This is a genomic window from Ruegeria sp. BF12 (assembly GCF_056538705.1).
The window spans coordinates 111,922-131,004 of record NZ_JBQFTP010000006.1; the positions used below are offsets into that span (position 1 = coordinate 111,922).

Genomic DNA, 19,083 nt, shown 5'->3' on the forward strand with positions numbered 1-19,083 from the left:
ATGGAAAAAATGCCCAAATGGGCCGACGTCGTTCTGATCCCGCTGATCAGTCTGCTTTTGGCCGCTATTCTTTCTGCGCTGGTGATCCTCGCCATCGGCGAAAACCCGGTCGAGGCCGTGAACCTGATGGTCACGGGCGCGCTGGGGTCGACCTATGGCTGGGGCTATACGCTCTACTACGCGACCAACTTCATGTTCACCGGATTGGCCGTTGCCGTTGCCTTCCACGCCCGCCTGTTCAACATCGGTGGCGAAGGTCAGGCGATGCTGGGCGGTCTTGGTGTTGCCATGGTCTGTCTTTATGTACCCTGGCCGCATTGGAGCATTGCCCTGCTGGCCGCCTGTGCGGCATCCATGCTGTTCGGGGCCGCGTGGGCCGCGATCCCGGCCTATCTGCAGGCCAAACGCGGCAGCCATATTGTGATCACCACGATCATGTTCAACTTCATCGCCGCGGCCTTCCTGAACTACATGCTGGTCAATGTGATGCGCCCGCAAGGCTCGCAAGACCCGGCAACAGCCCGCTTCTCGGAAACGGTGCACTTGCCGACCTTCCAGTCAATGTTCTCGACCGCCGAGAATGTGGTCTTCCGTGGGGCACCGGCGAATATCTCGTTCTTTGTGGCGCTGCTTGCGTGCGTCGTAGTTTGGGCTCTGATCTGGCGGACCCGGCTGGGTTATGAAATCCGGGCCTATGGGCATTCGGAAACCGGTGCGGTCTATGCCGGGATTTCGCCCGTGCGTATCACCATCATCGCCATGCTGATCTCGGGCGCGCTGGCAGGCCTGATGGCCATCAACAACGTGATGGGTGAGGCGGAACGACTGGTTCTCAACTCGACGGAAGGTGCGGGTTTCATCGGGATTGCGGTGGCTTTGATGGGCCGTTCGCATCCGTTCGGTGTGTTCCTAGCCGCGATCCTGTTCGGGTTCCTTTATCAAGGCGGCGCCGAACTGGCTTTGTGGACGTCGATCCCACGCGAATTGATCGTCGTCATTCAGGCGCTGGTCATCCTCTTCACAGGAGCGCTGGATAACATGGTCCGGATGCCGCTTGAAAAGCTGTTCCTGGGTATGCGGAAGGGAGCCAAGTGATGGAGTTCTTCATAACGCTTATCCAGGTCCTCGATTCGACCATCCGTCTGGCAACACCTCTGCTGTTGGCCTGTCTGGCAGGTCTCTATTCGGAACGCGCAGGCATTTTCGACATCGGCCTTGAGGGCAAGATGCTGATGGCGGCCTTCTTTTCGGCCGCAGTCGCAGCAGTGACCGGCTCAGTTTGGCTGGGTCTTCTGGCAGGGATTGCGTCCTCACTGGTCCTTTCCGGGCTACATGGGCTGGCCTCGATTACCTTCCGGGGCAACCAGTTGATTTCGGGGGTCGCGATCAACTTCCTTGCGGCGGGTATGACTGTTCTGGTCGCTCAAAGCTGGTTCCAGCAAGGTGGCCGCACGCCATCCCTGTTCGGAGGCGGGCGCTTCGTTCCAATCGAGTTTCCCTTTGCCGAATCCCTGAGCGGCGTGCCGATCTTCGGGCCGATTTACTCCGAATTGCTCTCGGGGCATTCGATTCTGGTCTATGTCGCATTCCTGATGGTCCCAGCGACCTGGTGGATTTTGTTCCGGACCCGATTTGGCCTGCGTTTGCGCGCCGTGGGTGAAAACCCGGCCGCGGTCGACACGGCAGGTGTATCGGTCGTTGGTCTGCGCTATGCCGCCGTCGCTATCTGTGGCGTCTTGTGCGGTATCGCCGGTGCCTACCTGGCCACCGCGCTGCAAGCCGGGTTCGTCAAGGACATGACCGCTGGTCGTGGTTTCATCGCGCTGGCCGCGCTGATCTTTGCGAAATGGCGGCCGTGGCATGCCATGGGTGCCTGCCTGCTGTTCGGTTTGCTACAGGCGATTGCACTGCGGTTCCAGAACATCGATCTGGGCGGCGTAGTCATCCCGGTACAGGTTATGGACGCCCTGCCCTACATCCTGACGGTCGTCATTCTGGCCGGCTTCGTTGGCAAGGCCATCCCTCCGCGGGCCGGTGGCGAACCCTATGTAAAAGAACGCTGATAAGTCCAGTTTCGGACTCAGTTCAGTCCTGTTCGCTGCAGAGCGGCATGCAGAGTTGATTTTGCATGCCGCAACCGTTCTAAAGGGGTATGCATGTGCTTCCCTTTATAAACCACGACTCGGACCCAGCCCTAACCGGGCTGAGGGGACCGCATATGCGCCTCAAAAGTGGGGCAATCCAGGTTTTCCAGCCTTATCAAGCGGCTGGCACTGCGCCCAGCGCACCGATATTCGCCATGTGGCCGCGGGGCTTCACCACCGCACGTCGCATTAAATCTACACCACTTTGCCTTGGGGCGGACCACGTCACTCATCGTGATGGGCCGAGCCTCATCCAGTAGCTCGATATGCAAATTTACCTTCCTATCGCCGAAGTCTCAGTCAACGCCTTCCTGCTTTTGGGGCTTGGGGGGATGGTCGGCATTCTTTCGGGCATGTTCGGTGTCGGCGGAGGGTTCCTGATGACCCCCCTGCTGTTCTTCATCGGCATTCCACCAGCCGTCGCTGTTGCTACCGAAGCCAACCAGATCGTTGCATCTTCGTTCTCGGGGGTTCTGGCCCACTTCCGACGAAAGACGGTGGACCTGAAAATGGGGACGGTCTTATTGATAGGGGGCTTAACCGGGGCTGCGCTTGGGGTGGTGATATTCAACTATCTCAAAAGCCTTGGGCAGGTCGATCTGCTTGTCACGTTGTGCTACGTCGTATTCCTTGGTGTTGTCGGCGGCTTGATGTTCATCGAAAGCCTGAACGCCCTGCGCAAATCCAAGAAAGGTGTATCTGCACCGCCAAAACGTCGTCAGCGCGGCTGGGTGCACGCGATGCCGTTCAAGATGCGTTTTCGGACGTCGGGCCTGTATATTTCGGTCATTCCACCGGCATTGGTCGGCCTGTTCGTTGGTGTATTGTCGGCGATCATGGGCGTTGGCGGCGGTTTCATCATGGTCCCCGCGATGATCTACCTTTTGGGAATGCCGACCAAGGTTGTTGTTGGCACGTCCCTGTTCCAGATCATCTTTGTCACCGGCTTTACCACCATGCTGCACGCAACCACGAACTATACGGTCGATGTCGTTCTGGCTGTACTACTGCTGGTTGGCGGCGTTGTCGGCGCACAGATCGGAACAGTGATCGGTGCGCGTATGCCTGCCGAACAGTTGCGCGTGTTGCTGGCCGCGCTTGTTTTGGCCGTGTGCGGGAAACTGGCATTGGATCTTTTGCTTGAACCGTCCGAGCTTTACTCGCTTGGCACTGGCGGAGGGCACTGATCATGCTGAAACGCTTGCTTGTTTTGCTTGCTTTTTGCGCCAGCCCAGCACTTGCCGTTGACGAAGAGGTCGTGCTTGGCCTCAGCCAGGATCGCGTGGCGATTACGGCCAATTTCGACGGTTCTGAGATTCTGGTCTTTGGCGCTGTCAAACGCGAGGCGCCCATTCCGCCTGGACCGCCTCTTGAGGTGATCGTGGCAGTTGCCGGCCCGTCCAGCCCGATCACCGTTAGGCGAAAAGAGCGTAAGCTTGGCATCTGGGTTAATACGGACAGTGTTCTGGTCGACTTGGCCCCCAGTTTCTACGCAGTTGCGACCAGCGCGCCTTTGAATGAAATCCTGTCGGATACCGAAGACCTCCGCTATCGCATTTCCATCGAACGGGCCATCCGATCCGTTGGTGCAGCGATGAACATTCGCGGGGCGCAGGATTTTGCAGACGCCGTGGTTCGCATTCGCGAAGACGAAGGTCTGTATTCCATTCGCGAAGACACCGTGGCCGTCGATGAACAGACCCTGTTTCGCACATCGATTGAGATGCCGGCGGACCTGACCGAAGGGGAGTATGCGGCGCGCATCTTCCTGACCCGGGACGGTGAGGTCGTTTCGCAACTCGAGACCACCATCGATGTTCGCAAAGTGGGGCTCGAGCGGTTTTTGTACAACATGTCCCGCCAGCAACCGGTCTGGTATGGCCTGATGTCTCTGGTCATTGCCATCGCGGCTGGTTGGGGCGCGTCGACTGCGTTCCGGTTGCTGCGCGAGTAACTGATCGCTACCCGCGGCCGATATAGGGCATCGTCGTGGCCATCACGGTCATAAACTGAACATTGGCCTCCGGCGGCAAGTTAGCCATGTGCAGAACCGACCGCGCTGCGTCTTCAACGGCCATTGTCGGGTCGGGCACTTGCCCATCGGCAATGGCCGCGTCGACCAGCCCCTGGACCATCTGCGTGCGCGCATTGCCGATGTCGATCTGCCCGCAGGCAATGCCAAACGCGCGTCCGTCAAGGGACAAGCTGCGGGTCAGGCCCGTTATCGCGTGTTTGGTCGCCGAGTAGTGCACCGAGTTCGGGCGTGGCACATGCGCGGCAATCGAGCCGTTGTTGATGATACGCCCGCCTTGCGGTGACTGATGGCGCATGATCCGAAAAGCCTCGCGGGCACACAGGAACATACCGTTCAGGTTGACGTTGACGCTCTGATACCAATCGTCCAGTGCGATCTGGTCAATCGTGCCGCCCGGCGCGAAAATTCCGGCGTTGTTGAAAAGAATGTCCAGATTGCCAGCCTTTTCCTGAAAGGCACTGAAGGCAGTCGCGACCGCATCGGCATCGGTCACATCCGCGATCAAGGGTATTGCGTTGGATTGCCCCTCGGCCATTTTGTTCAACGTATCGGCTGAGCGCGCCAGAAGGCCAACAGTCCACCCTTCGTCCAGAAACAACTCTGCCGTAGCCCGTCCAATACCCGAACTTGCGCCAGTCACGATTATGGATGTCATGTTTCTTCTGCCTCCAATGTCAGCGATGCCGCCGGCACCGCGCGCAAATCATCCACACGCAGCGGATAGGTCGGCTTGGCCAGGCGGTTGCGCACCACCCAGATCAGTCGCTCCTGGGCACGTGTGATGGCCACATAGGCCAGACGCTTCCAGAGCGGCTGCCCGGCTTCTGTGCGGCCCATGCGGGCTGCGGCGTAGATGTCCGGGGCAAAGACTTGCACCGTATCCCATTGCGACCCCTGCGCCTTGTGAATGGTGACCGCCGCACCGTGCAGGAAAGTGGCCCCCATTCGGGCAGCAAAGGGAATGAAGGGCTCTTCCTCGTCCGGTTTTTCGATCTTGACGATGGATGCGGCGCTGACCTGAGGGTCTTCGGCCCCCATCACATGCAACCGTGAAAATCCCGGTTTGCGGCCTGGCCCCAGATAGATGACCTGAGCCCCCTTTATGAGCCCACGCGCCTCAAGGTCCAGTCGCTTTTTGCGGTGTTTCAAAGGCAGTTCGATGCCGTCGCAAATCAGCGGCTCGCCCTCCAGCAGTTCGGTATCGGGTGCGCTGTGCACGTTTCGGAAGGCCTGAATCAACCGAATGCGCGTCGCGTTGCGCCAGACAAGAACCGGGCTTCGGGCCATTAGGTCAACTTCGACCCGTTGGCCCCAGACAACCCGATGGTCCTGCCGGGCAGTCTGTTCGATCAGACGTTCGAAATCCTCGAACCCCATCTGAGGATCAGCCAACGCATGTGCGAGGTCCAGAATGGGGTTGTCTGCATCCTGCCGGTGGACGCGGTGCAGGATCTGCTTGCGCGGTTCCGGTAAGCTTTCAAACACCATGCTGCCCGACTGATTGACCGGAGCCAGCTGCGCAGGGTCACCAAACAGCAGCAGCGTCGGGAAAATCTCTTGCAGATCTTCGAACTGGCGATCATCCAACATCGAAGCCTCGTCCACAAACCCAATATCCAGCGGTTCGTCCCGTCGTTTCCAGCCGGTGATGAAGTCGGATCCACGCAGGCCAGCTGCCGCCAAAGCACCGGGAATGGATTTGTTGTTCTCATAAAACGCTGCCGCGCGATCCAGCGCTTCGTCGGTCAGACCTTCGATCTCCGGCCGCTCATCATTGCCTGCCAGCCATTCCGCGATCCGCTCGTACTCCGGGTCGTAGACGGGCGTATAGAGAATGCGGTGAATCGTCGTCGCCGGAACCCCGCGCAGCCGCAAAACGCTGGCGGCCTTGTTGGTAGGGGCAAGGATGGCGAGGCTGCGTTTCTCTTTGGCTTTGCGGCTTTCAAAGTCCCCGGACACAATCTGAACGCCGGTCTCCGCCAGGGCTTTGTAAAGTTCGGCCAGCAACAGAGTTTTACCAGACCCCGCCTTACCGATCACTGCCATCACACCGGACTTACCAGCCCCCGGCAGTTTCAGCAGGGCATCATCATCAAGGTCAACACCTGCGGACTTCAACATCTCTGAGATGTTGTCATAAGCGGCGGCCTGGTCGTCGGAAAAGGTCACGGGGGGCAAAGGCATGGCGCGACCCTACAAGGCCGCGCCGTCTATCGCCAGATACGGATTTCGGTTTTCGCGCGATCAGGCCGTCATGGCAAACCGATGCTGCCTGCCGACACCAAACGCCGTCTTGAACCACAGCCGTGACAATTCGCGCGGGATCCCGGCACGCTCAGCCACCCGATTGCAGTCATCCGCCGAATAAGGCCACAGCCCGACAGAGATCTGATCGCGCCCTGTCCCTTGCGTACCCAGCACTTTCGGAGACGACCCGATCAGACGGTAGATCCGAATCATGCGTGCATCGAATACACCCGCGATGTGGGTCAGACCGAACCCTTCCATCATTTCACCGCCGCTAAGCATAATGGCCCCGGCGGTATGGGGGCTTGCGGTGCGTGACAGGCAAAAGCGGGTCACTTCCCAGATCAACGGGCTGCAAATTGGGCTGCCCCCGTTCAGATGACCAAAGACCTCGTTAATCATAACTGGACCCGTCGTCGGCAGCACCCGCATAGAGCCTCCGTGGCTGCCATCCGTTTCCTCCCAAATGACATACAGCGGGTTCAGGTCATCGTATTGATCCCGCTCCTCTCCTTTTTCGTTCACGTGAACGTCCCAACCCAGCCGCGTTTTGAACTGGTCGGCGCGGTCCCGGAACATCCCTTCGGCCAATTTCGGAAATTTGTGCAATTCGTCCGCATAAACATAGCGCAACATGACTTTTCCCCTTGTCGTCCTGTGCAAGAACGAAGGGGGTACAAAGTTGTGGTTAATTTCCCGTTCGGAGGGCGCGCGTGCCTTAAACCACTATTAACCCTCGGCTTAACGCCGTGGCTATGGCGTGGGTCGTGTTTTGCGCACCGAGCTTGGCGCGAGCACTCTCGATATATACCCGCAGGGTATGCTCGGAGATCGACAGCGAATGAGCAACCTGCGCCCGGCTGTAACCCAGGGCGAGCAAGGTTATGGCATCCACTTCACGCGGGGACAATCCCCGTGAGGATTCGGGTTGGCGGTCACTTTCGAATTCCAATGCCTTACGGTTGAAGTAATGTGCAATCAGGATCAGCTCGCGCCCATGTGTTTCGATGAAACTCTGCCATGCTTCATCGTTGCAGGTATGATTCACCGTGAATAAGGCGAACTGACCATTCGGGCCGCGGATCGGAATCGAGTAACCTTGATTTCCGACCCCGTGTTCCAAAGCATCTTTCAGAAACGTCTTGGCAACTTTGCCCGACCAATCCAGCGTCTTCCAATCCACCGGGTGAAACCGCTGGAAACAGCCCAGAATAACCGGATCAATCCTGTGGTAGTTTCGTTCGAGGTATCGTTCCGCCCAAGTGTCGGGATAGGTGGTATAGCCGTATTGATCACCGGCCCCGTCAACCCAATGGTAAATGAGGTGTTCGATCTGCAGCCTGTCCCGCAGACGAATGGCAACATCGCTTAGCTGATCAAGCGTGCTGGTGTTTTCCAAGTCCTCCAGAACCTGGCTCATATCGAGTTTTGTTCCCATCCGCGGGCGCCCGAACCTCATTCTTTCTGGACGTGATCTCGGCTGCGGCGATCAGCTTGGTGTCATCCAACTGTTCGGCCAACGCGGTCAAACCGTTTTCAACAGCAAAGGCGCTGAGGTCCGACAGAACGTCCAGTATCCACTCATTTTGCGCCATCAGCGTCTCTCCGAAACGGTTAACGAAGGGTTAACACAACCATAGCATGTAAGTGTTTTTTTGGCCTATTCACTGGTTTCTACTCCCCAAAAACAGTGAGGGCGTCTGGGATAACCCACTGAAAATGCTAAATTTATACTTAAAATAGGATCGCCCGCGAACCGGTAACGCGATTCGCGGGCGATCTCGAAAAAAATAGGAATTGATTAGCCGCGCGCGGCCAGAACCTCTTCCAATGTGCGCATTCCAGTCTGCGGTGCCTGTACCAGAACCGACATGTTGCCCGGTTTATGTTCGTTACGCATCATCTTCATATGCGCTTCGGGCAGATCCTGCCAGGTGAACACTTCGGACATGCACGGGTCCAGACGACGCTCAACCATCAGCTGGTTTGCCGCCGAAGCTTGCTTGAGGTGCGCAAAATGCGAACCCTGCAGGCGCTTCTGGTGCATCCACATGTAACGCACGTCAAAGGTCAGGTTGTAGCCGGTGGTACCAGCGCAGATCACAACCATACCGCCTTTTTTCACAACGAAGGTCGAAACCGGGAAGGTACTTTCGCCCGGGTGCTCGAACACCATGTCGACGTTCACGCCTTTACCGGTGATATCCCAGATGGCTTTGCCGAACTTACGCGCTTCTTTGAACCACTCGGCATATTCCGGCGTGTTCACCGTGGGCAACTGACCCCAGCAGTTGAAGTCTTTGCGGTTCAGAACGCCCTTGGCGCCAAGCCCCATGACAAAGTCACGCTTGCTTTCATCCGAGATCACGCCGATCGCATTCGCGCCCGCGGTGTTGATCAGCTGGATCGCATAGGAGCCCAGACCACCCGATGCGCCCCAAACCAGAACGTTCTGGCCCGGCTTCAGATCGTGCGGCTCGTGGCCGAACAACATGCGGTACGCAGTCGCCAGCGTCAGCGTGTAGCAGGCGCTTTCTTCCCAAGTCAGGTGCTTGGGGCGCGGCATCAGCTGCTGTGCCTGAACATTGGTGAACTGCGCGAACGAACCGTCGGGGGTCTCGTAACCCCAGATACGCTGCGAATCCGAGTACATCGGGTCGCCGCCGTTACAGGCTTCATCGTCGCCGTCATCCTGGTTGCAGTGGATTACAACTTCGTCGCCGACTTTCCAGCGCTTCACCTTGTCGCCAACAGCCCAAACGATACCCGAGGCATCGGAACCGGCGATGTGGAAAGGCTGACCATGGCCATCAAACGGGCTGATCGGTTTGCCCAGCGAGGCCCAGACGCCATTGTAGTTGACGCCGGCCGCCATCACGAGAACCAGAACCTCATGGCTGTCCAGTTTCGGGACATCAACCACTTCCAGCTGCATGGCCGTGTTTGGTTCGCCGTGGCGTTCCTTGCGGATGGCCCATGCATACATTTGTTTCGGGACATATCCCATCGGGGGAATTTCACCCATCTCATAGAGGTCTTTTTCCGGTGCCTCGTACGACGCGATGCCGCTGTCGGTGTCCAGAGCCATGTTGGCCTCCTTTATTCAAAACCATTGCCGCGATGCAGAATCGCTTGCATTAACCGATGGAATATTGGCCTTCGGGAAATAATGCAACATATTTTGGCGCTATTTTGTAATTTTATGACCCAGCGGATGCAGAAATCTCCTTTGCGGTCGCAGCATCATCCCCACCTGAACTCAGCGGGGCCGAGGCCGCGTAGTACTGCAACAGATCAACCCTTTGGCCGGATTGAGAAATCTTCCCGGCATTTCGCTTGAGTATCCGTCTCTCGACCAGTTGGTCCATGGCATCCTTGATTGAGGTTCGATTTTCGTCGTCTGAAATTCCGTTGCGTCGCATGAGATCGGTAATCAGTTCTATGGCGTCGGCCTCGGCCATTTCTCCGTGCTCTTGCACCAGCCAACACGCAGCGGGTGCCGGAACCAGTGGGATTGCTTCACTGATCCGCGCCATCAGGTCTCGCGCCAAATCGGTCATCAAATCGCGCTTATGTGTCGCGCGAAATGCTTGCAGCGAAATTGGCTCGCCATATCTGACAGACGCCAAGCCGAAACGCTTGTAACGGCCAATAACGCGCCGCCAAATCTGTTTGAGAATCCACCGGGTGATCACGCCGATTCTGGCGCGAAACCGGCGCTCATTGCCAAGCGCAGCCCGAGTCAGGATCGTATCTTCCAACACCCGGTCATAATTCAGCGCCACCGGCACGAACACCACGTCGCGCCCGTCTTCCGTGGTTCCGTCGATTATGTACTTGAGCAGCCCAAGCTTCGGGCGCCCCAAACCACCCGTCAGGCTCAACCCGCCTTCGGGAAACATGGCCTGAGTGACGCCGGCTTCGGTTGCATGGCGCACATAACAGGACAGAACCTGCCGGTACAAATCGCTGCCCGACCTGCGGCGGATAAAGTATGCCCCCATCGCACGGATCAACCGGCTCAGTGGCCAGACACGGGCCCACTCGCCCACCGCATATGACAAGGCGGACTGTTCCGCGGCAAGATACGTGACCAACACGTAGTCCATGTTGCTGCGATGGTTCATGACAAAGACAACCGTTGCATCCGGATCAATGTTCTTGACCGCGCTTTCGTCCTGATAGCTGAGTCGCACATGATAGAACGCATTGCTCAACAACCGGGCTACGCGGATCGCAAAACTGAAATAGGCAACGGCCGAGAACGAGGGGACAATCTCGCGCGCGTAACGCCGGGCCATCTCGAACGCCACCGCCTCGGGGACCCCTGTTTCGCGCGCATGCTCTTGAACCGCCTGGCCCACTTGCGGGTCATAAATCAGGCGCTGGATCATGTCGTGACGGTGCGCCAGTTTGAATGGTTGTATCGGCCGCTGCAGCCGAGTGTTCAATTGTTTGACGGCCCGTTCCAGGCGGCGTCGAAAGAACCACCGCACTGATGGAAAAAGAAAATGCGAAGCCAGAGTGACCATGGCAAACACCACGATCAGCAAAAACAGCCAAAGCGGAAGTTCCACGGTCTGAGTCATGCACGCACCCTGCCACCAAATAGAATGGGCTACAATCTGAAGAACCAGATATGCCGCGACGCAGCGAATTGACATATCCCGAAAATTGCGCTTTAGAGGCCGAGAACGTAATTTTGTTGCCCACTCAACTCATGAGGCCCAGCTATGACGCAGACGCAGAAAGATCGCCCCTGGCTCATCCGAACCTATGCCGGTCATTCAACCGCCAAAGCGTCGAATGCACTTTATCGCGGGAACCTCGCAAAGGGTCAGACGGGTCTTTCCGTGGCGTTCGATCTGCCGACTCAGACCGGATATGACAGCGATCACACACTGGCGCGCGGTGAGGTCGGCAAAGTGGGCGTGCCAGTTTGCCATCTGGGCGACATGCGGGTGCTGTTTGACGAGATTCCTCTGGAACAGATGAACACGTCGATGACGATCAACGCGACAGCCCCTTGGCTGCTTGCCCTTTATATCGCCGTGGCAGAGGAACAAGGCGCGGATGTCTCCAAACTGCAGGGCACTGTTCAGAACGACCTGATCAAGGAGTACCTGAGCCGTGGCACCTATGTCTGCCCGCCGAAGCCGTCGCTGAAGATGATCGCGGACGTGGCCGAGTATTGCTATACTAACGTGCCGAAATGGAACCCGATGAACGTGTGTTCCTATCACCTGCAAGAGGCTGGCGCGACACCGGAACAGGAACTGGCTTATGCGCTGGCCACCGCCATCGCTGTGCTGGACGAGCTGCGCCCCCGTGTCCCTGCCGAGGATTTTCCGGCGCTCTGCGGGCGGATTTCGTTTTTTGTGAACGCAGGCATCCGGTTTGTCACCGAAATGTGCAAAATGCGCGCCTTTGTCGACCTTTGGGACGAAATCCTGCAAGAACGCTACGGCGTCGAGGACCCAAAGTTCCGCCGGTTCCGCTATGGCGTTCAGGTCAACTCGCTGGGCCTGACCGAGCAGCAGCCGGAGAACAACGTCTATCGCATCCTGATCGAAATGCTGGCTGTTACTTTGTCGAAAAAAGCACGCGCACGTGCGGTGCAGTTGCCTGCATGGAATGAAGCGCTCGGTTTGCCGCGCCCATGGGATCAGCAATGGTCCATGCGGATGCAGCAGATTCTGGCCTATGAAACCGACCTTTTGGAATACGGCGACTTGTTCGACGGCAACCCGGCCGTGGACGCCAAGGTTGAAGAACTGAAAGAGGGCGCGCGCGCCGAACTGGCCAACCTGGATTCCATGGGTGGCGCGGTTGCCTCTATCGAGTACATGAAATCCCGCCTGGTCGATTCGAATGCGGAACGCCTAAATCGAATCGAGCGGAATGAAACCGTTGTCGTTGGCGTAAACAAGTGGATCGAAGGCGAACCCTCGCCACTGCAAACCGACGATGGCGGCATCATGGTCGTTGACCCGGCCGTTGAGCAGGAACAGATCGACCGCCTCAATGAATGGCGCACCGATCGCGACGATGCAGCCGTCGCGGCTGCGCTGTCTGCACTGCGCGAAGCGGCGCAGACCGGAGCAAACGTCATGGAGCCCTCGATCGCGGCAGCCAAGGCTGGCGTCACCACCGGTGAGTGGGCCGAGGAAATGCGCAAGGTCTACGGCACCTATCGGGGACCGACAGGCGTATCCGGGTCGGTTTCAAACAAGACCGAAGGGTTGGATGACCTGCGCGCCGCCGTGGATGCGGTCAGCGACAAGCTGGGTCGCCGCCTGAAATTCCTGGTGGGGAAACCTGGTCTGGATGGTCACTCGAACGGCGCCGAACAGATCGCATTCCGCGCACGCGATTGCGGCATGGACATCAGTTATGAAGGCATCCGCCTGACGCCTGAGGAAATTGTGACTGCCGCTGCCGAAGACGATGCCCACGTGATTGGCCTGTCGATCCTGTCCGGAAGTCATATTCCGTTAGTGCAGGATGTCATGACCCGCCTGCGCGACGCAGGTCTGGACCATATCCCGGTCGTTGTCGGCGGTATCATTCCCGATGACGATGCGGCAAAACTCAAATCCATGGGTGTCGCGAAAATTTATACGCCCAAGAATTTTGAGTTGAATGCGATCATGGGCGACATTGTTACCCTGGTCGATCCTCAAAACCTCGCTGCTGAATAACAATTCGGCATTTTTTCTTCCTGTTTCTATCCCCTGAATAAAAGGGGATAGATAATCCCTTTCTTTGGAATTACGGTGTGCCATCGGGGACACCGTCAATTTACCAATGGAGAAGAATGGTGGGGACAAATCTTGAAAAACTGTCGCGCAAGGAATTGCTGGAATTACGCGATCAGGTCGAAAAAGCACTGGTAAACGCCGAAAAACGCGAACGGAAAGAAGCATTACAGGCCGCAGAAAAAGCGGCGGCGGAATTCGGGTTTTCTTTGTCAGAACTGGCAAAAGACTCACCGCTTTCCACCAAGGGCCAGAAATCAAATGCGAAATACCGCAATCCGGCTAATCCAAAACAAACATGGTCGGGTCGGGGACGTAAACCGCAATGGATTCACGATGCGTTGAAATCCGGCGCTGATATCTCGGATTTGGAAATCTGAGATCTAATTGGAACTGATCCCAAAATGACAATTCATATTGGCGCCGAAAAAGGCGATATCGCAGAAACAGTTCTTTTGCCCGGCGATCCTTACCGGGCAAAATGGGCGGCCGAAACGTTTTTGGAAGACGTAAAGCAGGTCAACGACGTGCGGGGCATGCTTGGCTTTACCGGAAACTGGAAAGGTAATCCCGTCACAATTCAGGGCAGCGGTATGGGAATGCCGTCCTTGTCGATTTACGTTAACGAGCTGATCCGGGATTTCGGAGCTAAAACGCTGATTCGCATCGGCTCTTGCGGCGGAATGCAAGACAGCGTCAATGTCCGAGATGTCATCCTTGCGATGACCTCGACCACGCTCAGCACGCCGTCACGCGGTATCATGAAAGAGCTGAATTTTGCGCCCTGTGCCGATTGGGGCCTGCTACAGGCCGCGGCTCAGGCTGCGGCTGCCAAAGGTACGCCAACCCATGTCGGCGGCATCTATTCGTCTGATGTGTTCTACGATGAGCGCCCCGACCTGAACGAGCAAATGGTGCGGCACGGCATTCTAGGGGTCGAGATGGAAGCTGCCGAGTTGTATATCCTCGCGGCACGCCACAAGTGCCGGGCACTGGCGGTTCTGACCGTTTCCGATCACTTGCTGACCGGAGAAGCGTTGCCCTCCTCTGAGCGCGAGCGCAGCTTTGGGGATATGGTTGAAATCGCCCTTCAGGCGGCCTTTCCAGCGTTGCAGTAAGATCGCGCAGGGTGGGAAACCACCCTGTCCACATCCTACTTGTCCTTCAGACAACGTTTTGGCGTGTCAGCTCCCTGTTGCTGCGCGCCGCAAAACGCACAGACCCAAACACCTTCTTTCCGGTGTTGCCGCCAGCGGCAATCGCGGGTCAATGTTGACGTGCGAGACCGCCACAAAAAGTAAACGAATACACCGCCAGCCAGGATGAGAAGCAAAATGGGCATGCCAAATGCATGGCCCATTATTATTGCTTACCGCAAGCCTAACGTCGCTTTAAGCAGCGTTTGCGTATTCGAACAGTTCTGCTTCGCGCTGATCTTCCATCGCCGCAGGGGCGGGCGAGTAGTAAGCCCAAGCTTGATTCAGCAGCTCCAGCGCTTCGGCAGGGCTTGTCTTGGATTGTGGTTCTTGATTTTGCATCGGAGCGGTTCCGTTTTCGGTAACATCACTCCTCCCTGATCAATAGATAGCTCGGATCGGGGGGCGTCGCATTGCATAAATTTGCAATCTCGGCATGCGCTCGCCGCAAGGCGGCAAGCGCATGATTTCAAATCGCTTTAGACTGCGCGATCGACCATCATTTTTTTGATTTCGGCAATCGCCTTGGCCGGGTTCAAGCCCTTTGGACAGGTCTTGGCGCAGTTCATGATCGTATGGCAGCGATAAAGTTTGAAGGGATCTTCCAACTCATCCAAACGCTCGCCCGTTGCTTCATCCCGGCTGTCGATGATCCAGCGATAGGCATGCAGCAGCGCTGCGGGGCCAAGGTAACGATCCCCGTTCCACCAATAGCTCGGGCACGAGGTCGAGCAGCTGGCGCACATTACACATTCATACAGACCATCCAGCTTTCTGCGATCCTCTATGGATTGCTTCCACTCTTTTGCGGGACGGTTCGTCTTGGTTTCCAGCCACGGCATGATGCTTGCATGCTGTGCATAAAAATGGGTCAGGTCGGGAATCAGGTCCTTAACCACCGGCATGTGTGGCAACGGATAGATCTTCACGTCTCCCTTGATCTCATCCATCCCGTAGATGCAGGCCAAGGTGTTGATCCCGTCGATATTCATCGCGCAGGATCCGCAGATCCCCTCGCGACAGGAGCGCCGGAACGTCAGCGTCGGGTCGATCTCATTCTTGATTTTGATCAGCGCATCCAGAACCATCGGGCCGCAGCTGTCCATATCGACAAAGTAGGTGTCTACGCGAGGGTTTTGGCCATCGTCCGGGTTCCAGCGATAAATCTGAAACTTGCGAACGTTGGTCGCGCCTTCAGGCTTGGGCCAGGTTTTTCCGGTCGTGATCCGGGAGTTCTTTGGCAGGGTGAGTTGTACCATTTCCGACCTCGCTAAAATCCCGCTAATAGATATACTCCGCAGCGCAGAAAGCCAACCTTTAACCTTGAAAACACCCAAGAAAATTAGGCAAATTCACCTTTACAATCCCGCTGAGCGCAAAGAACGTGCAGGCTTAGAGAATGGCAGGGTACAGGACCGCAAATGCCGACAAAAATCGTCAACATACCCTACGGAAAAAAGAACCCATATCAGGATATGATGTATTCGGCTTGCGGGCCGGAATTCAGCCTGACTGCTCCCCGAAATGCACCTCTTTCCGAGTTTGCGAAGGCTGACTTTCAGCCCGAGAACGGAATAATTCACATTCATTGGGACGACCGCCTGTTTCCTGAGCCAGAATTCGGGAGGCCCGAAACTTCATTCCATGCTGCTCGCATCGGCCTGAAGCAATACCAGGCAAATGGCGGCCGCCTGATCTGGACCATTCACAACCAGTTTGCGCATTCTGAAGAAGGAGAAACGATCCATTTTCGAGAAAACCGCCGGCAACTGGCGCAGATTGTCGATCTGATTCACGTCCACACTCCCCATGCCGGCCAACATATGGTTTCCGAATATGGTGCCGACCCGGACAAGCTGCGGCTGATCCCGCACCCCAGCTATTTGAGTGTTTACGAGCCGGCGGTGCAGACTCTGCAGCGGCCAATGGCCATTCGTGATCACACCCGGTTTTTGACTTTTGGCACTATGCGCAGCAGCCGTGAACTGGACAGGCTTCAGCATGCGTCTAAAAAGCTGACCAATCGCGGTTACGAATTTCACTTGTCGGTCGTTGGGAGGGTTTTTCCATCTGGGCGGCGATTGATGCGTCGCATGCAAGCGAATCCCAATATATCGGTCGTACCAGATCGTATTCCCGACGATAAAATTCCCAGCGTGTTTTCCCAGGCGCATGCCTACATGCTGCCGTCGACCACAACGTTTACTTCCGGCACAGCCATGCTGGCCCAGACTTTTGGCCTGCCGATAATTGGCCCCGACATCGAACCGCACAAGCAGACAACTCCGGAAGCTTGTCATGACCTGCTTTACCCAGTCGAAAATCCAAGAGGTTTGATCCGGACCATGATCCGAGTAATCGGAATGTCGGAAGAAGAACTTGCAGAAAAGAGGCAGGCGTGTCTCGATTTCGCTGAGAAACGGCACCCTGATCGGGTGTCCAATGACTTAAAGCGCGCCTTGTCGGAACTGGTTTGATTTCACTGAATTCTCACTCGACGGCTTAAATTGCGCGACCGGCAAAACAGTAGATTCACACAGAACCGCATGAGGTGAACCCGGTATTCTGCTGGTACTTCACCCGTTCGTTCGGAAAAAATGACGGGTATCAACCTGATCAATGAGGGATCTCGCTGCCTGCTGCAACATCTCTTCCCGCATTGGGTTTGACGCCATTTTAACTCTGATCATCGTCGTATTTCTCTTCGATGCCGTCGAAACTGACACAATCCTTTCAGTTTTTGCCCGTTTCGAAACGCTTGTTTTAATCAAGCTGCCAAAGAATGCAGGAAGGCCGCAGACAAGAAATCTGCGGCCTTCAGTTTTAGTCGATTAGCACACCGAGCACTCAATTTGCGTGAGGCTCAATCCAATGCTTCCGCTTTGTCAGAACGTCCGCGCCTTGGGAGCGATTTTCTTCAGGCTGATACCGCCTTCATCCTCGGTTGTCAGCGGATCAACAATGACCGGGCGATAGCTGAGCTCGACCTTGTTGCCATCAACGCGGGATACTGTGTGAACGCGCCAGTTTTCGTCGTCGCGCTCGGTGTAATCCTCATGCGCGTGGGCACCGCGGGATTCCTTGCGCGCTTCGGCACCAACAATGGTGGCCAGAGCACTCGGCATCAGGTTGGTCAGTTCCAGCGTTTCCATCAGGTCGCTGTTCCAGACCAACGAACGATCGCTGACTTTCAGATCGTCCATCTTGGCGGCGATCGCCGTCATTTTCTCGACGCCTTCAGCCATGGTCTTGGCAGTCCGGAAGACGGCGGCGTCTTCCTGCATGGTCCGCTGCATCTCAAGCCGCAGGTCGGCGGTCGCGATTGCGCCGCTGGCGTTGCGAACAGCGTCGAAGCGATCAAATGCCTTGTCGACCGAGGCCTGGTTCAGCACAGGGTTCGGTGCGTCGGCATCAACAACCTTACCGGCCCGGATCGCGGCCGCACGGCCAAACACCACGAGGTCGATCAGCGAGTTCGATCCCAGACGGTTCGCACCGTGCACCGAGGCGCAGCCAGCTTCACCCACAGCCATAAGGCCGGGAACCACGGCCGTCGGATTTTCGGGGGTTGGGTTCAGAACTTCGCCCCAATAGTTCGTCGGGATACCACCCATGTTGTAGTGAACAGTCGGCAGAACCGGGATCGGCTCTTTGGTGACGTCGACGCCCGCAAAAACGCGCGCCGATTCCGAAATACCCGGCAGACGTTCGGCAAGTGCTTCGGCCGGCAGGTGGCTGAGGTTCAGGTGGATGTGGTCACCGTTGTCACCATGCCCACGACCTTCGCGGATTTCCATGGTCATCGAACGAGAGACATAATCGCGGGGCGCAAGGTCCTTGTACTGGGGCGCGTAGCGCTCCATGAACCGTTCGCCTTCCGAGTTGGTCAGGTATCCGCCCTCACCCCGGGCACCTTCGGTGATCAGGCAGCCAGACCCGTAGATACCGGTCGGGTGGAACTGAACGAATTCCATGTCCTGCAGGGCCAGACCGGCGCGGGCTACCATGCCACCGCCGTCGCCAGTGCAGGTATGAGCCGAGGTGGCGCTGAAATAGGCTCGGCCATAACCGCCGGTCGCCAGCACCACCATCTTGGCGTTGAAGACATGCATTGTGCCGTCGTCCAGCTTCCAGCAGACGACACCCTGACACTGCCCGTCTTCGGACATGATCAGATCAATGGCGAAGTACTCGATGTAAAACTCGGCGTTGTTCTTCAGCGACTGACCATACAGCGTGTGCAGGATTGCGTGGCCAGTTCGGTCGGCAGCCGCGCAGGTCCGCTGTACCGCAGGACCTTCACCGAACTCGGTGGTGTGGCCGCCAAAGGGGCGCTGATAAATTTTGCCTTCTTCGGTCCGGCTGAAGGGCACGCCGTAGTGCTCCAGCTCGTAAACCGCCTTGGGCGCCTCACGCGCGAGGTACTCCATTGCGTCGGTGTCACCGAGCCAGTCCGAGCCCTTGACGGTGTCATACATGTGCCACTGCCAGTGGTCCGGACCCATGTTCGACAAGGACGCGGCGATACCGCCCTGTGCGGCAACGGTGTGTGATCGTGTCGGAAAAACCTTGGTTACACATGCCGTGCGCAAACCCTGCTCGGCCATGCCCAGAGTTGCCCGCAGACCTGCCCCGCCGGCACCTACGACGACCACGTCGTATTCATGCGTTTCGTATTCGTATGCAGCTGTCATTTATCTATT

The 19,083-nt window shown here is 57.0% G+C and carries 18 protein-coding genes; 8 read left to right on the top strand and 10 right to left on the bottom strand.

The window, feature by feature from the left end:
• From ACR0J0_RS11610 to ACR0J0_RS11625, 4 genes are all read left to right on the top strand, one after another.
• On the top strand, window positions 1-1,095 hold the full coding sequence (locus ACR0J0_RS11610; RefSeq protein WP_480664093.1) for an ABC transporter permease: 1,095 nt from the start codon (window positions 1-3) through the stop codon (window positions 1,093-1,095).
• Complete coding sequence (locus ACR0J0_RS11615) at window positions 1,095-2,063, top strand: ABC transporter permease (protein ID WP_480664095.1); 969 nt, start codon at window positions 1,095-1,097, stop codon at window positions 2,061-2,063. Before ACR0J0_RS11610 ends, ACR0J0_RS11615 begins: the two co-directional genes overlap by 1 nt.
• Window positions 2,064-2,410: 347 nt before the next feature.
• A complete protein-coding gene (locus ACR0J0_RS11620) occupies window positions 2,411-3,331 on the top strand; it encodes a sulfite exporter TauE/SafE family protein (protein ID WP_480664097.1) in 921 nt (306 codons plus the stop codon).
• Between the two features lie 2 nt (window positions 3,332-3,333).
• Entirely contained in the window at window positions 3,334-4,098 is a 765-nt protein-coding gene (locus ACR0J0_RS11625; RefSeq protein WP_480664099.1) for a TIGR02186 family protein, read from the top strand.
• Between the two features lie 7 nt (window positions 4,099-4,105).
• Here ACR0J0_RS11625 and ACR0J0_RS11630 read toward each other — a convergent pair whose 3' ends face one another.
• From ACR0J0_RS11630 to ACR0J0_RS11660, 7 genes are all read right to left on the bottom strand, one after another.
• Entirely contained in the window at window positions 4,106-4,834 is a 729-nt protein-coding gene (locus ACR0J0_RS11630; RefSeq protein ID WP_480664101.1) for an SDR family oxidoreductase, read from the bottom strand.
• A complete protein-coding gene (locus tag ACR0J0_RS11635) occupies window positions 4,831-6,363 on the bottom strand; it encodes an ATP-dependent DNA helicase (protein WP_480664103.1) in 1,533 nt (510 codons plus the stop codon). Before ACR0J0_RS11635 ends, ACR0J0_RS11630 begins: the two co-directional genes overlap by 4 nt.
• 60 nt (window positions 6,364-6,423) lie before the next feature.
• The gene (locus tag ACR0J0_RS11640; RefSeq protein WP_480664105.1) at window positions 6,424-7,062 is read right to left on the bottom strand and encodes an acyl-homoserine-lactone synthase; all 639 of its coding nucleotides are present in this window, start codon (window positions 7,060-7,062) and stop codon (window positions 6,424-6,426) included.
• An 82-nt stretch (window positions 7,063-7,144) separates the two neighbouring features.
• The gene (locus tag ACR0J0_RS11645) at window positions 7,145-7,864 is read right to left on the bottom strand and encodes a helix-turn-helix transcriptional regulator (protein ID WP_480664107.1); all 720 of its coding nucleotides are present in this window, start codon (window positions 7,862-7,864) and stop codon (window positions 7,145-7,147) included.
• Window positions 7,803-8,021, bottom strand: coding sequence for a hypothetical protein (locus ACR0J0_RS11650; RefSeq protein WP_480664109.1), 219 nt, complete (start codon window positions 8,019-8,021; stop codon window positions 7,803-7,805). Before ACR0J0_RS11650 ends, ACR0J0_RS11645 begins: the two co-directional genes overlap by 62 nt.
• A gap of 206 nt (window positions 8,022-8,227) precedes the next feature.
• Window positions 8,228-9,514 (bottom strand): crotonyl-CoA carboxylase/reductase, encoded by a 1,287-nt coding sequence (ccrA, locus tag ACR0J0_RS11655; RefSeq protein WP_239338949.1) that lies wholly within the window; start codon window positions 9,512-9,514, stop codon window positions 8,228-8,230.
• 112 nt (window positions 9,515-9,626) lie between these two features.
• Window positions 9,627-11,015 (bottom strand): 1-acyl-sn-glycerol-3-phosphate acyltransferase, encoded by a 1,389-nt coding sequence (locus ACR0J0_RS11660; protein WP_480664111.1) that lies wholly within the window; start codon window positions 11,013-11,015, stop codon window positions 9,627-9,629.
• Window positions 11,016-11,159: 144 nt separating this feature from the next.
• On the opposite strand from ACR0J0_RS11660, the gene ACR0J0_RS11665 reads away from it, so the two are divergent.
• The 3 genes from ACR0J0_RS11665 to deoD all read left to right on the top strand — a co-directional run bounded on the left by ACR0J0_RS11665 (window position 11,160) and on the right by deoD (window position 14,302).
• Window positions 11,160-13,127: a methylmalonyl-CoA mutase family protein gene (locus tag ACR0J0_RS11665; protein ID WP_480664114.1), complete on the top strand. Its 1,968-nt coding sequence runs from the start codon at window positions 11,160-11,162 to the stop codon at window positions 13,125-13,127.
• Window positions 13,128-13,243: 116 nt separating this feature from the next.
• Complete coding sequence (locus tag ACR0J0_RS11670) at window positions 13,244-13,564, top strand: H-NS histone family protein (protein ID WP_480664393.1); 321 nt, start codon at window positions 13,244-13,246, stop codon at window positions 13,562-13,564.
• A 24-nt stretch (window positions 13,565-13,588) separates the two neighbouring features.
• Window positions 13,589-14,302: a purine-nucleoside phosphorylase gene (gene deoD, locus ACR0J0_RS11675; protein WP_480664115.1), complete on the top strand. Its 714-nt coding sequence runs from the start codon at window positions 13,589-13,591 to the stop codon at window positions 14,300-14,302.
• A 273-nt stretch (window positions 14,303-14,575) separates the two neighbouring features.
• Here deoD and ACR0J0_RS11680 read toward each other — a convergent pair whose 3' ends face one another.
• Window positions 14,576-14,722 (bottom strand): hypothetical protein, encoded by a 147-nt coding sequence (locus ACR0J0_RS11680; RefSeq protein WP_480664117.1) that lies wholly within the window; start codon window positions 14,720-14,722, stop codon window positions 14,576-14,578.
• Between the two features lie 137 nt (window positions 14,723-14,859).
• A complete protein-coding gene (locus ACR0J0_RS11685) occupies window positions 14,860-15,639 on the bottom strand; it encodes a succinate dehydrogenase iron-sulfur subunit (RefSeq protein WP_480664119.1) in 780 nt (259 codons plus the stop codon).
• 162 nt (window positions 15,640-15,801) lie between these two features.
• Between ACR0J0_RS11685 and ACR0J0_RS11690 the strand changes: the two genes are divergently transcribed.
• A complete protein-coding gene (locus ACR0J0_RS11690) occupies window positions 15,802-16,857 on the top strand; it encodes a glycosyltransferase family 4 protein (RefSeq protein WP_480664121.1) in 1,056 nt (351 codons plus the stop codon).
• A 408-nt stretch (window positions 16,858-17,265) separates the two neighbouring features.
• Here ACR0J0_RS11690 and sdhA read toward each other — a convergent pair whose 3' ends face one another.
• On the bottom strand, window positions 17,266-19,074 hold the full coding sequence (gene sdhA / locus ACR0J0_RS11695) for a succinate dehydrogenase flavoprotein subunit (RefSeq protein ID WP_480664123.1): 1,809 nt from the start codon (window positions 19,072-19,074) through the stop codon (window positions 17,266-17,268).
• Between the last annotated feature and the right edge of the window lie 9 nt (window positions 19,075-19,083).

What these genes read in the sequence shown, in the direction of transcription:
- ACR0J0_RS11610 (WP_480664093.1), top strand. Translation starts at nt 1, where the DNA reads ATGGAAAAAATGCCCAAATGGGCCGACGTCGTTCTGATCCCGCTGATC.
- ACR0J0_RS11615 (WP_480664095.1), top strand. Translation starts at nt 1,095, where the DNA reads ATGGAGTTCTTCATAACGCTTATCCAGGTCCTCGATTCGACCATCCGT.
- ACR0J0_RS11620 (WP_480664097.1), top strand. Translation starts at nt 2,411, where the DNA reads ATGCAAATTTACCTTCCTATCGCCGAAGTCTCAGTCAACGCCTTCCTG.
- ACR0J0_RS11625 (WP_480664099.1), top strand. Translation starts at nt 3,334, where the DNA reads ATGCTGAAACGCTTGCTTGTTTTGCTTGCTTTTTGCGCCAGCCCAGCA.
- ACR0J0_RS11630 (WP_480664101.1), bottom strand. Translation starts at nt 4,834, where the DNA reads ATGACATCCATAATCGTGACTGGCGCAAGTTCGGGTATTGGACGGGCT.
- ACR0J0_RS11635 (WP_480664103.1), bottom strand. Translation starts at nt 6,363, where the DNA reads ATGCCTTTGCCCCCCGTGACCTTTTCCGACGACCAGGCCGCCGCTTAT.
- ACR0J0_RS11640 (WP_480664105.1), bottom strand. Translation starts at nt 7,062, where the DNA reads ATGTTGCGCTATGTTTATGCGGACGAATTGCACAAATTTCCGAAATTG.
- ACR0J0_RS11645 (WP_480664107.1), bottom strand. Translation starts at nt 7,864, where the DNA reads ATGGGAACAAAACTCGATATGAGCCAGGTTCTGGAGGACTTGGAAAAC.
- ACR0J0_RS11650 (WP_480664109.1), bottom strand. Translation starts at nt 8,021, where the DNA reads ATGGCGCAAAATGAGTGGATACTGGACGTTCTGTCGGACCTCAGCGCC.
- ccrA (WP_239338949.1), bottom strand. Translation starts at nt 9,514, where the DNA reads ATGGCTCTGGACACCGACAGCGGCATCGCGTCGTACGAGGCACCGGAA.
- ACR0J0_RS11660 (WP_480664111.1), bottom strand. Translation starts at nt 11,015, where the DNA reads ATGACTCAGACCGTGGAACTTCCGCTTTGGCTGTTTTTGCTGATCGTG.
- ACR0J0_RS11665 (WP_480664114.1), top strand. Translation starts at nt 11,160, where the DNA reads ATGACGCAGACGCAGAAAGATCGCCCCTGGCTCATCCGAACCTATGCC.
- ACR0J0_RS11670 (WP_480664393.1), top strand. Translation starts at nt 13,244, where the DNA reads ATGGTGGGGACAAATCTTGAAAAACTGTCGCGCAAGGAATTGCTGGAA.
- deoD (WP_480664115.1), top strand. Translation starts at nt 13,589, where the DNA reads ATGACAATTCATATTGGCGCCGAAAAAGGCGATATCGCAGAAACAGTT.
- ACR0J0_RS11680 (WP_480664117.1), bottom strand. Translation starts at nt 14,722, where the DNA reads ATGCAAAATCAAGAACCACAATCCAAGACAAGCCCTGCCGAAGCGCTG.
- ACR0J0_RS11685 (WP_480664119.1), bottom strand. Translation starts at nt 15,639, where the DNA reads ATGGTACAACTCACCCTGCCAAAGAACTCCCGGATCACGACCGGAAAA.
- ACR0J0_RS11690 (WP_480664121.1), top strand. Translation starts at nt 15,802, where the DNA reads ATGCCGACAAAAATCGTCAACATACCCTACGGAAAAAAGAACCCATAT.
- sdhA (WP_480664123.1), bottom strand. Translation starts at nt 19,074, where the DNA reads ATGACAGCTGCATACGAATACGAAACGCATGAATACGACGTGGTCGTC.